This window comes from Agromyces mariniharenae, from assembly GCF_008122505.1.
GTDB lineage: Bacteria > Actinomycetota > Actinomycetes > Actinomycetales > Microbacteriaceae > Agromyces > Agromyces mariniharenae.
In genome coordinates, this window is sequence record NZ_VSSB01000001.1 from 1,078,709 (window position 1) to 1,092,256 (window position 13,548).

Below are 13,548 nucleotides of genomic sequence, written 5' to 3' on the forward strand. Positions count from 1 at the left end.
GCGGCGCGCCCCTGGGCTCCGGCCGGGGGCGCGCCGTCGTGTGATCACGAGGATGCCGGCACGGCCGCCGCGCGCGGACGGGCCACCGCAGCACGGCGCTCGGCTGCGATGCGCCGGGCGAGGTACGCCGCGTCGCGGACGGTGCCGGGAAGGCTCTCCGAATTGAGCGAGTACATGAAGTCCAGGCCGAGCACGTAGAGCCCGGGGACCGACGCCACGACGCCTCGCCACTGCCGGAAGGCTCCGGTCTCATCGAATGCGGGGACCTGCAGCCATCCGAAGTCGCTGCGGTATCCGGTGCACCAGATCACGTTCGCCACGGCGAGCTCCCGTCCGTCGACGACGGGGAGGCCGTTGCTGGCGCCGGTCACACGGCCGACCGACGCCACCCCTGCGCCGGCGAGTTCCTTCCGCCGGGTGCGGATCAGCGGCGACGCGTGGGCCGAGAGCTTCGGGATGACGCGCCGCCCGATTGGCGTCCCGAGCGTGACCACGTGCAGCCCGGCGAACCTCACGACCGGGAGGACGAACCGTGCCGCCGCGCGCCCGTGGCGCACGGGCAGTTCGCCGCTCGGCGTCCCCGAGACGCTGGTGGGGTGCGTACGGCTGAGCTCGAGGGCGATCTCGGCACCCGAGTTGCCGAGCCCGACGACGAGGACCGGTCCGGGCTGCAGCTGGCCGGGATTGCGGTACTCGGCGGAGTGCAGCTGCACGATGGACGGCCCGAGCTCGCCTGCGACGTCGGGCGTCCTCGGCTCGTGGAACGCACCGGTGGTGATGATCACGCGCTCCGCGGTCCATCGACGATCGCCCGCGGTGATCGTGTAGACGCCGTCCTCGCGGCGGACACCGTCGACGTGCACGCCGAGCCGGATCGGGAGCGCATTCCGTTCGGCGTACGCCTCGAGGTAGTCGGCAAGCTCGTCCTTGGTCGGGAAGGCGAGCCCGTCGCCCGGGAACGGCATGCCGGGCAGCCCGTCGTACCGCGCGGGAGTGAACAGGCGCAGTGAGTCCCAGCGCGTGCGCCATGCGTCGCCGACGCGCGCCCGTTCGTCGAGGATCACGAAGTCGCGACCCTGCTGCGCGAGGTGGTAGCCGATTGCGAGTCCGGCCTGGCCTCCGCCGATGACGACGGCGTCGAGCGCTCGATCGGTCTCGTCCATGTGGTCGAATGTCTCGTTCATGGGCGGCACGCTACGGATGACGCGATAGGGCCGCGTCGGGAGAATCCCCCATTCGCGACCGCGGCGGGCTGCGGGCGGCCCCGTCCGGCGCCGGGTCAGTCGGCGACGCCGTGCCGGAACGCGAACGCGGTCGCGGCCGACCGCGAGGACACGCCGAGCTTGCCGAAGATGTTGCTGAGGTGCCGCTCGACCGTCTTCTCGCTGAGGAAGAGGTCGCTCGCGATCTCGCGGTTGGTCTCGCCCGCCGCCACGAGCCGCAGCACCTCGGCCTCCCTGGCGGACAGTCCGCCCGGCTGCGGCGTCGGCTCTGTCGACCACTCGGCCTCCGCCGCGGCGAGCGCCTGCCCGGCGCCCAGGTCGGCGAGCGCGACGCGTGCCGCGTCGAGCTCCATCGCCGCGGATGCCTCGTCGTCGAGGGCACGGCACGCCCGGGCCGCGATCAGCCGGCACCGCGCCGCCTCGTAGGGGACGTCGAGGTCGCGCCAGCGAGCCCATGCCCGCCGCGACGCCGTCAGCGCGCCACGAGCATCGCCCTCGGCGAGCCGCACGGCCGCGTCGGCCTGCTCGACGACCGCCAGCAGCATCGGCATCGGGCTCGATCGGCTCAGCTCCCGCAGCTCGTCGGCCACCTCACGCGCGGCGGCGACGTCGCCCACGCCGAGCTGGATCTCGACGGTCGCGGGGAGCAGCCAGCGGCGCTCCGCCGGATCCAGTCGTTCCGCCGCGGCGACGACCATGGCGCGCGCGACGTCGGGCTCCCCCTGCGCCAGCCGCAGCAGGGCGAGGCCGGGCTGCGGCTCGAAGCCCGTGCGTGCGGCCTGCTCGTACGCCGCCGCCGCGGCATCCGGCTCACCGCGCAGCCGATGCACCTCCCCGATCTGGTAGCACGCCCCGAACATGCCGTTGGGGTCGCCGAGCTCCGAGAGCTCCCGCGCCAGCTCCGCCGCGGCGAGCGCGTCCGCCCAGGCGCCGTGCAGGAGGAAGAGCTCGGCCCGGTGCGAGTGGCACTGCCCGCTGAACGCGACCATGTCGGGTCGTTCGGCGCACCACCGGTCGAGCGCCCGGGTCCACTCGTGGGCGCGCCGCACGTCGAACGTCTGCCGGCAGCACTGCAGGACCTCGCAGTAGACGATGCCCGAGGGAACGGGCGAGAGCTCACCGGCCGTGACGGCGACCATCACCTCGTCGAGCCGGGCGAGACCCTCCGCCGACCGGCCGAGCATGATCTCCGACTGGCCCATGCCGAGCTCGCCGAGCGCGACGAGGTCGGCGTCCTTCGCCGTGCGGGCGAGCTCCGCTGCGCGCGAGAACGATGCCGCCGCGCGCGCGCCGTCGCCGCCGTAGAGGGCAGCAAGCCCTTCGGGGATGAAGAGGAACCCGTGGTCGGGGCGACCCTCGGGATGCTCCTCCAGCAGTCGCTGCGCCCGCGCGAACCAGCCGCCGCCCTGCGCCAGCTGCCCGACGTACATGAACTCCATCCCGAGCCAGACCGCGCAGCGGATCGCGTCGTCCAGGTCTCCATCCGCCAGGAACGCCTCGTGCGCCCGGGTGCGCCACTCGACGCTCTCCTCGAACCGCCCGACCAGGAGGGCCGCGGTCGCGAGCTGCTCGAGGTCGAGTGCGGTGGTCGCGGTCGCGCGATCGGCCGCATCCAGGCCGATGACGGCGTCGGTCCAGCGGTGTTCGAGGTAGGCGGTGCGTCCTCGGTCGAGGGCGGTCGACGCGTCCATGACGCCTCCCGGGAGGTGACGGCGACGACCGCGCACGAGGTCGGGAGACCGTCGACTCCGACCGGCGCCCAGCCTCAGGCTAGACCCGCGCGGACCGCGCGGCAACGCTCCTGCAGATAATCATTTGGTGCTATAGCTTTAGCGCCGAAGGTATGGCATGCTGGCGCAACCGACTGGCGTCCGGGTGGGCGGACGCGATCAACGACGATCACGAAAGGTCACGATGTCCGAACCCGCCAAGCCCGCCGACCTCGGCGACGGCGAGCACCTGAACGTCCTCGGCTACCAGGACGAGTTCAACCGCTCCATGAGCCTCTGGGCGAACTTCGCCCTCGGCTTCACCTACCTGTCGCCGCTCGTCGGCGTCTACTCGCTCTTCGCGCTCGCGCTCACCGTCGGCGGACCGCCCTCCATCTGGTGGATCGTCATCGTCGGCGCCGGACAGCTGCTCGTCTCGCTCGTGTTCGGCGAGGTCGTGTCCCAGTACCCGATCCACGGCGGCATCTACCCATGGGCACGCCGCCTGTGGGGTCGCCGCTACGCCTGGATGGCCGCGTGGGTCTACATCTGGGCCATGATCGTGACGATCACCGCCGTCGCCGAGTACGGGTCGGGCTTCGCCGCGAGCCTGTTCGGCGTCGAAGCGAATCCGACCACGGGGCTCGTGCTCACCCTCGCCCTGCTGCTCATCGCGCTCGCGATCAACTTCACCGGCACGAAGTGGCTGGCCCGCGTCGCGCGCATCGGCCTCGCGGCCGAGCTCATCGGCGTCATCGGCCTGGGCCTGTACCTGCTGGTCTTCCAGCGCAAGCAGGAGTTCAGCATCTTCTTCGACACGATGGGGGTGCAGGGGGACGGCAGCTACCTGCCGGCCTTCATCGGTGCCGCGCTCGCCGGCCTGTTCCTCTTCTACGGCTTCGAGGCGTGCGGCGACGTCGCCGAGGAGGTCGAGAACCCGGCACGACGCATCCCGAAGGCGATGATCCTGACGATCCTCGTCGGCGGTGTCTCCGCGCTGTTCTCCTTCGGCGGCTACGTGCTCGCCGCGCCCGACCTGCAGGCCATCGTCTCCGGCGAGGACGCCGACCCCATCCCCGCGATCCTCGAGTCGACGCTCGGCCCGGTCGGGGCGAAGCTGTTCCTCGTCGTCGCGATCACGGCCTTCCTGTCGTGCGTGCTCAGCCTGCAGGCCGCCGCGAGCCGCCTCCTGTTCTCCTTCGCACGCGACGGGATGCTCCCGGGCCACCGCTGGCTGTCGAAGGTGTCGGAGCGCAGCAAGGTCCCGACGAACGCGCTCATCGTCGCCTGCACGGTGCCCGCGCTCATCGCGGTCCTGGTCTGGCTGAACGCCGACCTGCTCTACCCCGTCACGGCGTTCGCAGTGCTCGGCATCTACGTCGCCTTCCAGATGGTCGTGCTCGCATCGCTGCGGCAGCGCTTCCGCGGCTGGAAGCCCGCCGGCCCGTTCTCGCTCGGCCGCTGGGGCATGGTGGTGAACGTCCTCGCGCTCGCGTACGGGATCTTCGCGATGTACCTGCTCGCGGCTCCCGGCGCATCGGGCGACGTCTTCACCGACTGGGTGGTCCTCATCGGCCTCGGGGTCGTGCTCGCGACCGGGTTCGCGTACCTGTTCCTCGCGCGACCCGACCGCAAATCCGACGCGCCCGCCGGCGACGCGATCGAGGTCGCGGATCGCCTCAGGGCGCACCGCGGCGAGTTCGCCGAGGCGCCCTCGATCGTGAACTGACGACCGGCGGGAACCGAGCGGTCGCGGCAGGGTGACGCCGCGACCGCTCGTCCGCCGTTGGTCGCACCCGCGCTCGGGACAGCGCTACCGTGGCGGCATGCGCACCGTGCGGGTCGACGGCCTCGACCTCGCCTATCGCCGGAACGGACGCGGCATCCCGCTCCTGTTCCTGCACGACGCCTTCGGCGACTCGCGCGCCTGGACCGAGGAGTCGGAGCGCCTCGCCGATCGCGCGGACGTCGTCGCGTGGGACGCCCCGGGATGCGGCGGCTCCTCCGACGTCCCGATCGGATGGACCGACGAGGACTGGGCGGACGCGATCGCGGGCTTCGTCGACGCGCTCGGCCTCGACCGGCCCGTGATCTGCGGACTCTCGCTCGGATCCGTGCTCGCCCTGCTCGCGGTGCGCGACCATCCCCGCCTCGCGCGGGGCCTCATCCTCGCGGGTCCGTTCGCCGGCTGGGCCGGGTCGCTTCCGGCCACCGAGGTGGAGCGGCGCATCCGCGACCTCGAGGCCACGGTCGACGTGCCGGCCGCCGAGTGGGCGGAGGAGTTCCTGCACAGCGCATTCCGAGCGGATGCCTCGCCCGAGCGCCTCGCGTCGGCTCGCGCAGCCCTGCTCGAGTGGCGGCCGCAGACGACCGCGGCGATGCTCGAAGCCCTGGGCCGGCTCGACCTGCGCTCGAGCCTCCCCCGCATCGACGTGCCCACGCTCGTCGTGCACGGCGGCGCCGACCGGCGCAGGCCGTTCACCGCGGCGATCGCCATCGCGCAGGCGATCCCGCACGCTCGGCTCGTGGAGCTCGCGGGCCTCGGCCACGACTGCTGCGGCGAGGCCGAGTTCATCCGTGCCGTCGAGCGATTCCTCGACGGCCTCGGCGACGAGGCCGCGGCCTAGCCGTCAGCGCTTCTTCGCGGCGTCGATCTGGTCGCGGCGCAGCAGGATGATGCGGTCGACGAGCGATTCGGGCAGCGGATGCTCGGGCGTGAACCGGATGGTGCCCTTCGACCACGACCAGCCCTCGAGCTCGCCCTGCACCGACGAGACGACCTCGGGGCTGAACGGGTAGAGGCCGATGTGGTCCTTCGTGGACATGAGGCTGAGCAGCGGCGAGTCGCGGTACCGCAGCGCCGGCATGCCGTAGCTCACGCCCTCGACCGCCTCGGGCACGAGCGACACGGCCCTCGCCCGGATCCGCTCGATCAGGTCGCGCTCGGGCTCCTCGAGTCCCGCGATGTAGTCGCTCATCTCCCCCATGACGTCACATGGTACGCCCGGGGTGCGACGCGCCGCCCGCAGGCAGAGCACGAGCATGATGCCGCACGAGACGAGGTAGAACGTGTGCAATGCCCAGATCGGGCCGACCGGCAGGCTGAACACGTAGAGCGAGTAGATCGCGTTCGCGGCGTTGATCATCGCCATGCTCGAGACGCTGTACGAGGAGACGTCCCGCGTGCGCAGCGCCTTGCGCAGCATCGGCAGGTTGCTGACCGCGAAGGCCACGGTCGAGACCGTGCCGGCGACCAACGGGATGTCCATGGCCGCAACGGTAGGCCGCGGCATCCGCCCGCCGCGTCGGCCGAAGCGCCCAACTTCGCGGACCCGCGGGCATGGGTCATTCGATGCAGGCGGATGCCGCGCCCGGATCAGACGAGCCCGTTCTCGTACGCGTAGGCGGTCGCGCCGGCGCGCGACGAGAGGCCGAGCTTGCCGAAGATGTTGGAGAGGTGACGGGCGACGGTCTTCTCGCTCAGCGAGAGCCGCTCGCCGATCGCGCGGTTCGTGAGGCCCGTCGAGACCAGGCGGAGCACCTCGACCTCGCGTGCGGTGAGCGCGCCGGACGGGCGATCCCCAGTCAGCCCGGCGAGCTCCGCGAGCGCGGGGTCGGCGCCGAGCGCACGGAACACCTCGCGGGCGCCGCGGAACTCGGCCTCCGCCGCATCGCGATCGCCGAGCGCCGCCAGCGCTCGTCCCGCCACCACGCGGCTTCGCGCCAGCTCGTACGTCGCGCCGGTCGCTCGCCAGGCGTCGACGGCGGCGCGCGCCGCATCGAGCGCCGCCGCGGCGTCGTCCTCGGCCAGCAGCACCCGCGCCTCGGCCGCCGCGATGATCGCCTGCAGCGTCGGGGTCGGCATCGGGCCGCCCGACTCGCGGAGCTCGGCGACGGCGCGGCCGGCCGCTCCGACATCCCCCGCTGCGAGCTCGATCTCGACGACGGCGGGCAGCAGGTACCGCCGGGTGAACGGATCGACGCCCGCGGCGATGCGTCGGATCTCGTCCTGCGCCTGTCGGGTGCGCCCTGCGGCGAGGTGGAGCAACGCGAGACCGGGCTGCGGCTCCCACCCCGACTCGCCGGCCCGTCGGTAGGAGGCCTCGGCGGAGTGGAACGCGCCGCGCAGGCGTGCGAGCTCGGCGAGCTGGTACGGCGCGCCGTAGACCGCCCGGTAGTCGCCGGCGCGGAAACGCGAGAGCGCCAGCTCGGCGGCCGTGTCGGCCTCGGCCCAGGCCCCGCGCGCGATCAGGAGGGCGGCCTCGAGGGCGTGGCGCTGCCCGCTGAACGTCACGAGCTCGGGCTGGCCGCGGCACCATTCGTCGAGGGCCGCCGTCCAGGCGGCAGCGCGCTCGAGGTCGGAGGCCATGAGCGCGTCGGAGATCACGGCGCAGGCGACGACGCCGGATGCCACGGGCGTGACCTCGCCGGCGGCGATCGAGGACATGGCGCGGTCGAAGCAGGCGAATCCCTCGGCGACCTCGCCCAGCTCGATGAGCGACTTCCCGAGGCACAGCGACGCATTTGCGATGAGCTCGCGATCGTCCGCCTGCTCGCCGATCGCGAGGACCTCCTCGCTGATGCGCCTCGCCTCGGCGGGGTCGCCGCTGCCGAGCTGCGCCACCGCGGGCGCCAGCCGGACGAACCCCGCGAGCGCGCCCGGCTGCTCCATGGCCTTGACGAGGTGCATCGCCCGCGAAGCCCAGACGACGCAGCGCGAGAAGTCGCCCAGCTCGATCAGCCAGAGCGACAGCCATCCCGCGGCACGCGCCGCCCCGACGGTGCGCCCCGCCGCGAGGTGGGCCTCGTACGCGCGCGACAGCGCGTCGACCGCCTCCTGGGGCTCTCCGCGGAGCAGCGTGACCTCAGCGAGCAGCTCGAGGTCGGCCGCCCCGAGGCCGTCGACGGCGTCGGCGACCGAGAGCCGCTCGTACGCGTCCGCCCAGCGCCGCTCCGCCGCGGCCGCGCGGCCCGCCTCGAGTGCGCTCGACGTCATGTCGCCCCCAGCCGGGTGCGGTCCGCCGTGGCCCGACGCCGGCACTCGTCATCGTACGCTGGAGGGGTGATCCGCATGCGGGTGATCGTGCACGGCGGGGTCCAGGGCGTGGGCTTCCGCTACTCCGCGCAGCTCGAAGCCGACCGGCTCGGCGTCGCCGGCTGGGTGCGGAACCGCGCCGACGGCACGGTCGAGGCCGAGGTGGAGGGCGACGCGGCATCCGTGCAGGCGATGCTCGACTGGCTCGCGCAGGGGCCGCGGGGCGCCGTCGTGCAGGGCACCGACGTCACCGAGGTCGAGCCCACCGGCGACCGCGGGTTCCGTATCGGCTTCTGAGCGGATGCCGAGCGCCCGCGTGGCGCGCCGCCGAGCCCGATTTCGCCCGATCAGCAGCGATTGCCGCGCGCCTCACGCGGTCGTACCGTTAAGTCGACCCCCGCTTTGGGAGCCACCGACCCGTGAGGAGGCTGGTTTCTATGAAGAAGTGGACGCGATGGGAGGACTGGGTGGCCATCGCCGCCGGTCTCGCCGTGGCACTGTCGACCTTGTTCGTGCCGCCGATGGGCGCATCGGTCGCGATCATGGTGACGCTCGGCGCGCTGCTCATCGTCTCGGGGCTCGTCAACCTTGCGATGCCGGGCCTCGTCGCGATGGAGTACGTGCAGGGCGCCCTCGGCGTGCTGCTCATCATCTCGCCGTGGATCGGCGGCTACGCCGATCCGATGACCTTCGGTGCGGCGTGGATGTCCTGGATCGGCGGAGCGGTCGTCGTGATCGTCGCCGCGCTCGCCATCCGGCCCAGCATGCGGGCCCACCAGGACGCGATCACCCACTGACGATCGGGAACGACGAAGGGCCCGCCGGCGAACCGGCGGGCCCTTCGTGGTGGATCTCAGATCGCGTTGACGTCCAGCGGGATGCCGGGGCCGAAGGTCGTCGACACGGCGCCCTTCTGGATGTAGCGGCCCTTGGCGCTCGACGGCTTGAGGCGCACGACCTCCTCGAGGGCGGCCTTGAGGTTGTCGTTGAGCTGGTCGTGCGAGAACGAGGCCTTGCCGACGACGAAGTGCACGTTGGCGTGCTTGTCGACGCGGAACTCGATCTTGCCGCCCTTGATGTCCTCGACGGCCTTGGCCGGGTTCGGGGTCACGGTGCCGGTCTTGGGGTTCGGCATGAGGCCGCGCGGACCGAGGACCTTGCCGAGACGGCCGACCTGACCCATGAGCTCGGGAGTGGCGACGGCCGCGTCGAACGCGGTGTAGCCGCCGGCGACCTTCTCGATGAGCTCGGCGCCGCCGACCTCGTCGGCGCCGGCCGCGATCGCAGCCTCGGCGGCGGGGCCGGTCGCGAACACGATGACGCGAGCGGTCTTGCCGGTGCCGTGCGGGAGGATGACGGTGCCGCGCACCATCTGGTCGGCCTTGCGGGGGTCGACGCCGAGCTTCAGCGCGACCTCGACGGTCGAGTCGAACTTCGCCGAACCGGTCTCCTTCGCCAGGGCGACGGCGTCGGTCGGGGTGTAGTACTTGCCGGCCTCGATCTTCTCGGCCGCGGCCCGGTAGGCCTTGGACTTCTGTGCCATGTTGCTTCTCCTTGAGAGAGTGTGGTCATCGCGCCTGGCGGGCGCTGCCACGAATGAGAGTTCTGAAGGTCGGATGCCGCGACGGGGCATCCGTGGGTCTCGATACGCGTCGGCTTCGCCGGCGCTCCTCGACCACCGAGGGGATTACTCGACCGTGATGCCCATCGAGCGGGCGGTGCCGGCGATGATCTTCGAGGCGGCGTCGAGGTCGTTCGCGTTGAGGTCGACCATCTTCTGCTCGGCGATCGCGCGGACCTGGTCCTGCGTGAGCTTGCCCACCTTGGTGGTGTGCGGGACGCCAGAGCCCTTGGGCACGCCGGCGGCCTTCTTGATGAGCTCGGCGGCGGGCGGGGTCTTCAGGATGAAGGTGAACGAGCGGTCCTCGTAGACCGTGATCTCGACGGGGATCACGTTGCCGCGCTGCGACTCGGTGGCCGCGTTGTAGGCCTTGCAGAACTCCATGATGTTCACGCCGTGCTGACCCAGGGCCGGGCCGATGGGCGGGGCCGGGTTGGCGGCGCCGGCGTTGATCTGAAGCTTGATCAGACCAGTGACCTTCTTCTTCGGTGCCATGATTTCTCTCTTCCTGTTCGAACGCCCGACCGAATCGATCGGGGCACTCTCCCGCAGGTTCCGGCGGATCCGGGCTGCGGTGGTCTGTGTGCGTCAAGCGCACAACCTGTCAATGATAACGGATGTTCGGTGGTCGAGTAGCGCGCGACGGAGTCGCACGCGTATCGAGACCTCGGACGAGGATCTCGATACGCTCGCTGCCGCTCGCTACTCGATCTTGACCCGAGCCGCATCAACGCCGCTGCGCGGCATTGATCCGGCTCGCGTCAAAGCTTGGTGACCTGGTCGAAGCTGAGCTCGACCGGGGTCTCGCGCTCGAAGAGGGAGACGAGCACCGTGAGCTTGCCGCTCTCGGGCTTGATCTCGCTGATCGTGCCGGGCAGGCCCGCGAACGAGCCGTCCTTGATCGTGATGGTCTCGCCGATCTCGAAGTCGACCTCGGCCGGGATGGCGCGGGCGGCGCCTGCGGCGGCACCGGCCTTCGCGCCGCGGGCGGGGGCGACGTCCTTGATCTCGACGAGGCTCTTCAGCATGCCGAAGGCCTCCTCGAAGCGGAGGGGCGTGGGGTTGTGCGCGTTGCCGACGAAGCCGGTGACACCGGGAGTGTGGCGGATGACCGACCAGCTCTCCTCGTTGAGGTCCATGCGCACGAGCACGTAGCCGGGGATGCGCACGCGGGTGACCATCTTGCGCTGGCCGTTCTTGATCTCGACCACGTCCTCCATCGGCACCTCGACCTGGAAGATGTAGTCGGCCATCGCCATCGACTCGCGGCGCTGCTCGATGTTCGCCTTCACGCGGCGCTCGAAGCCCGCGTAGGAGTGGATGACGTACCACTTGCCCGGGAGGAAGCGCAGTTCGGCGCGGAACTCCTCGTAGGGGTCGTGGGTCTCCTCGGCCTCCTCGGCGGTCGCCTCGGCGGCCGCGAGGACCTCGTCCTCCGAGTCGATCTCGAGTGCGTCGTCGACGACCGCATCGGCCTCGGGATCGGCGGCCTCGGCCATGGCGTCGAGCACGGCGTCGAGGTCGATGTCGTTGCCCTCGTCGTCGACGATGTGCACGGCGCGGTGCTCGGCCGCCTCGACCGACTCCTCGTCGTGCTCGTTGGGCGAGCCCTCCTGCACTTCGTCGTCCTCAGACGACTGCTCGGCAGCCGTCGCCCAGTCGACGTCTTCGCGCTCGATCCTTGCCACTTCTCTCAATCCTTTGCTTCCGTGCGCCGTCGGCGCCTCCGGTCACCGGGGCCGCGCCCCGCTAGGCCGCGGGAGTACCGAAGACCCAGAGGACGAGCCAGCCGAAGACCTGGTCGAGGCCCCACACGAGCGCCATCATGATGATGACGAACACGAGCACGACGGCGGTGAAGCTGAACAGCTCGCGACGCGTGGGGGTGACGACCTTGCGCAGTTCGCCGAAGACCTGCCGGATGAACAGCGCGATCCGTGCGAAGGGGTTGCGCCGCGCCGCGCGTTCGCGCTTCGCGTTGGCGACGACATCCTCGCTGGGCTCGTCGATGATCTTCCGTGCCACCTCGTACACCTTTCGTGGGCCGGCAATCACTGCCGGCTCGCAGGGCGGACAGGACTCGAACCTGCAACCTGCGGTTTTGGAGACCGCTGCTCTACCAATTGAGCCACCGCCCTTCGGAGGACTCGACCTCCGCGGCTGTCGCGCTCCCGCCTGCTCCTCCTGCCCGAAAGCGGGCAGGGGAAAGCTTGGGTGGGAACCGCAACCTCAGCAAGTTTAGGCGACGGATGCCGCGCCGCCAAACCGCGCCCGCATCGCCGTCCCGCTCGCGGCTCCCGCAGCGTCGCCCGCCGCCGTAGATTGGGAATCGGCCGCGCCGCCCGACGACGGCGGCGGCCGGCCGAGAGGGGAGCCGACTGATGCCGTCCGCACGCGCCGCCAGGCGGTTCGCCGAGCCCCGCTCGAGCGTCGAGGTGATCGGCGAGCACTCCGAGTTCCGCCTCGACCTCGAGCGCATCCGGTTCTCGCCGTACTTCTCGCGCCTGTCGGCGGTGACGCAGGTGATCGCGCAGCCCGGCGCCGGCCCGCTCATCCACAACCGCCTGACGCACTCGATCAAGGTCACCGCGGTCGCGCGGTCGATCGCGGTCGGGCTCAACGACCCGTCGTCGCCCGCCCGCGACCTCGTGCTCGAACACGGCTGCGACGCCGTCGTGGTGCAGGCCGCGGCGAGCGCGCACGACCTGGGGCATCCGCCGTTCGGCCACCTCGGCGAGCGCGTGCTCGACCGGCTGGCGCGCGAGAGCCTCGGCCTCGCCGACGGCTTCGAGGGCAACGCGCAGACCTACCGCATCCTCACCGCGCTCGACGTGTGCGAGGCGGCGCCGCAGGGCCTGAACCTCACGGCGGCCGTGCGCACCGCCGTGGCGAAGTACCCGTGGACGCGCTTCGTCGACGTCGGCGCGTCCGACGACCCGCTGCCGCGCGGCCTCCGCCGCGTCTCGGGCGGGCTCGAGGTGGTGAAGTTCTCGGCGTACGACCTCGACGCCGACGACCTCGTCGCCGCACGGCGAGGGATGCCGCCGCTGCAGCAGTCGCTCGAGTGCTCGATCATGGACATCGCCGACGACATCGCCTACTCGATCCACGACGTCGACGACTTCTACCGGGCGGGCCTGCTCAGCCAGGGCGCCGTCGCGCGGGAGTTCCGCGGGTGGATCGCGGGCGCGGCCGAGCTGCGCGCCCTCGACGACGACGCGCTCGCGGCGCGCAGCGCGCCGCCCGGCTCCGCGCTCGAAGGGCTTCGGCGCAAGCTCCGACGCAGCGACCCGTGGATCGCCGACGACGACGCGTTCGCCGACGCCGTCGACGTCGTGGCCGACGACCTCGTCGACGGCCTGCTCGCGACGCCGTTCGACGGCTCGATCGCGTCGGAGCGCGCGCTGTCGTCGTTCACGAACCGCTGGATCGGGCACCTGCGGGCCTCGGTCGTCCCCGCGCCGCCCGGCGTCGCACGGTCGGGCCTCGTGACCCTCGACCGGCGCGCGTGGCACGAGGTCGAGATCCTGAAGTTCGTGCACCGGCACTTCATCCTCGACCGTGCCGACATCGTCATGTACCAGCGCGGACTCAGCCGCGCCCTCACGCGCACCGTGCGCGGGCTCACGGCGTGGGTCACCGACGACTTCGATCGGCACCGCGTGCCCGAGCGGCTGCGCGAGCTCGTCGACCTCGCGACCGAGGGGTACGCCAGGCTGCGGGCGGCCCAGCCGGCGGGCATCCCGGTGCCCGAGGCATCCGAGGTGCACACCCTCGGCGTGGCGCGCGGCGTGGTCGACTACGTCGCCTCGCTGTCGGACGACCAGGCGCTCGCGGTCTCGGAGGCGATCGACGGCCGCCCCGACCGGCTGTGGGACATCGGCCAGAGCCTCTGAGCGCCGCGCGCGACACGGCGTTCGCGGATCTTGTCGTGCGACGGCGGCAGCGCTAGCGTCACGC

The 13,548-nt window shown here is 71.8% G+C and carries 13 protein-coding genes and 1 tRNA gene; 5 read left to right on the top strand and 9 right to left on the bottom strand.

The window, feature by feature from the left end:
• Positions 1-44 precede the first annotated feature (44 nt).
• Together FYC51_RS04965 and FYC51_RS04970 are read right to left on the bottom strand one after the other, a co-directional pair.
• Positions 45-1,184: a flavin-containing monooxygenase gene (locus FYC51_RS04965; protein ID WP_238476221.1), complete on the bottom strand. Its 1,140-nt coding sequence runs from the start codon at positions 1,182-1,184 to the stop codon at positions 45-47.
• Between the two features lie 95 nt (positions 1,185-1,279).
• Positions 1,280-2,914, bottom strand: a complete 1,635-nt coding sequence (locus tag FYC51_RS04970) for a response regulator transcription factor (RefSeq protein ID WP_148732530.1) — start codon at positions 2,912-2,914, stop codon at positions 1,280-1,282.
• Between the two features lie 223 nt (positions 2,915-3,137).
• On the opposite strand from FYC51_RS04970, the gene FYC51_RS04975 reads away from it, so the two are divergent.
• Together FYC51_RS04975 and FYC51_RS04980 are read left to right on the top strand one after the other, a co-directional pair.
• Positions 3,138-4,661: an APC family permease gene (locus FYC51_RS04975; RefSeq protein ID WP_148732531.1), complete on the top strand. Its 1,524-nt coding sequence runs from the start codon at positions 3,138-3,140 to the stop codon at positions 4,659-4,661.
• Positions 4,662-4,758: 97 nt separating this feature from the next.
• Positions 4,759-5,559, top strand: a complete 801-nt coding sequence (locus tag FYC51_RS04980) for an alpha/beta fold hydrolase (protein WP_148732532.1) — start codon at positions 4,759-4,761, stop codon at positions 5,557-5,559.
• Between the two features lie 3 nt (positions 5,560-5,562).
• On the opposite strand, the gene FYC51_RS19780 is transcribed toward FYC51_RS04980, so the two are convergent.
• Together FYC51_RS19780 and FYC51_RS04995 are read right to left on the bottom strand one after the other, a co-directional pair.
• Positions 5,563-6,201 (bottom strand): iron chaperone, encoded by a 639-nt coding sequence (locus tag FYC51_RS19780; RefSeq protein WP_338014666.1) that lies wholly within the window; start codon positions 6,199-6,201, stop codon positions 5,563-5,565.
• 107 nt (positions 6,202-6,308) lie between these two features.
• Complete coding sequence (locus FYC51_RS04995) at positions 6,309-7,928, bottom strand: response regulator transcription factor (protein WP_148732533.1); 1,620 nt, start codon at positions 7,926-7,928, stop codon at positions 6,309-6,311.
• A 75-nt stretch (positions 7,929-8,003) separates the two neighbouring features.
• Between FYC51_RS04995 and FYC51_RS05000 the strand changes: the two genes are divergently transcribed.
• A complete protein-coding gene (locus tag FYC51_RS05000; RefSeq protein ID WP_187432636.1) occupies positions 8,004-8,264 on the top strand; it encodes an acylphosphatase in 261 nt (86 codons plus the stop codon).
• 140 nt (positions 8,265-8,404) lie between these two features.
• Positions 8,405-8,764 (top strand): SPW repeat domain-containing protein, encoded by a 360-nt coding sequence (locus FYC51_RS05005; protein WP_148732535.1) that lies wholly within the window; start codon positions 8,405-8,407, stop codon positions 8,762-8,764.
• Positions 8,765-8,820: 56 nt separating this feature from the next.
• On the opposite strand, the gene rplA is transcribed toward FYC51_RS05005, so the two are convergent.
• The 5 genes from rplA to FYC51_RS05030 form a co-directional block, all read right to left on the bottom strand.
• Positions 8,821-9,510, bottom strand: coding sequence for a 50S ribosomal protein L1 (gene rplA / locus FYC51_RS05010; protein ID WP_148732536.1), 690 nt, complete (start codon positions 9,508-9,510; stop codon positions 8,821-8,823).
• A 144-nt stretch (positions 9,511-9,654) separates the two neighbouring features.
• Positions 9,655-10,083, bottom strand: a complete 429-nt coding sequence (rplK, locus tag FYC51_RS05015; protein WP_148732537.1) for a 50S ribosomal protein L11 — start codon at positions 10,081-10,083, stop codon at positions 9,655-9,657.
• 266 nt (positions 10,084-10,349) lie between these two features.
• Entirely contained in the window at positions 10,350-11,276 is a 927-nt protein-coding gene (nusG, locus tag FYC51_RS05020) for a transcription termination/antitermination protein NusG (protein ID WP_148732538.1), read from the bottom strand.
• 61 nt (positions 11,277-11,337) lie between these two features.
• The gene (gene secE, locus FYC51_RS05025) at positions 11,338-11,613 is read right to left on the bottom strand and encodes a preprotein translocase subunit SecE (protein ID WP_148732539.1); all 276 of its coding nucleotides are present in this window, start codon (positions 11,611-11,613) and stop codon (positions 11,338-11,340) included.
• A gap of 40 nt (positions 11,614-11,653) precedes the next feature.
• Positions 11,654-11,726 (bottom strand) — tRNA-Trp (locus FYC51_RS05030).
• 243 nt (positions 11,727-11,969) lie between these two features.
• Between FYC51_RS05030 and dgt the strand changes: the two genes are divergently transcribed.
• Positions 11,970-13,484 (top strand): dGTP triphosphohydrolase, encoded by a 1,515-nt coding sequence (dgt, locus tag FYC51_RS05035; protein WP_148732540.1) that lies wholly within the window; start codon positions 11,970-11,972, stop codon positions 13,482-13,484.
• Positions 13,485-13,548: the final 64 nt, after the last annotated feature.

Bases quoted from the DNA above. Each gene is read 5' to 3' on its own strand.
- FYC51_RS04965 (WP_238476221.1), bottom strand. From the start codon at position 1,184: ATGAACGAGACATTCGACCACATGGACGAGACCGATCGAGCGCTCGAC.
- FYC51_RS04970 (WP_148732530.1), bottom strand. From the start codon at position 2,914: ATGGACGCGTCGACCGCCCTCGACCGAGGACGCACCGCCTACCTCGAA.
- FYC51_RS04975 (WP_148732531.1), top strand. From the start codon at position 3,138: ATGTCCGAACCCGCCAAGCCCGCCGACCTCGGCGACGGCGAGCACCTG.
- FYC51_RS04980 (WP_148732532.1), top strand. From the start codon at position 4,759: ATGCGCACCGTGCGGGTCGACGGCCTCGACCTCGCCTATCGCCGGAAC.
- FYC51_RS19780 (WP_338014666.1), bottom strand. From the start codon at position 6,201: ATGGACATCCCGTTGGTCGCCGGCACGGTCTCGACCGTGGCCTTCGCG.
- FYC51_RS04995 (WP_148732533.1), bottom strand. From the start codon at position 7,928: ATGACGTCGAGCGCACTCGAGGCGGGCCGCGCGGCCGCGGCGGAGCGG.
- FYC51_RS05000 (WP_187432636.1), top strand. From the start codon at position 8,004: ATGCGGGTGATCGTGCACGGCGGGGTCCAGGGCGTGGGCTTCCGCTAC.
- FYC51_RS05005 (WP_148732535.1), top strand. From the start codon at position 8,405: ATGAAGAAGTGGACGCGATGGGAGGACTGGGTGGCCATCGCCGCCGGT.
- rplA (WP_148732536.1), bottom strand. From the start codon at position 9,510: ATGGCACAGAAGTCCAAGGCCTACCGGGCCGCGGCCGAGAAGATCGAG.
- rplK (WP_148732537.1), bottom strand. From the start codon at position 10,083: ATGGCACCGAAGAAGAAGGTCACTGGTCTGATCAAGCTTCAGATCAAC.
- dgt (WP_148732540.1), top strand. From the start codon at position 11,970: ATGCCGTCCGCACGCGCCGCCAGGCGGTTCGCCGAGCCCCGCTCGAGC.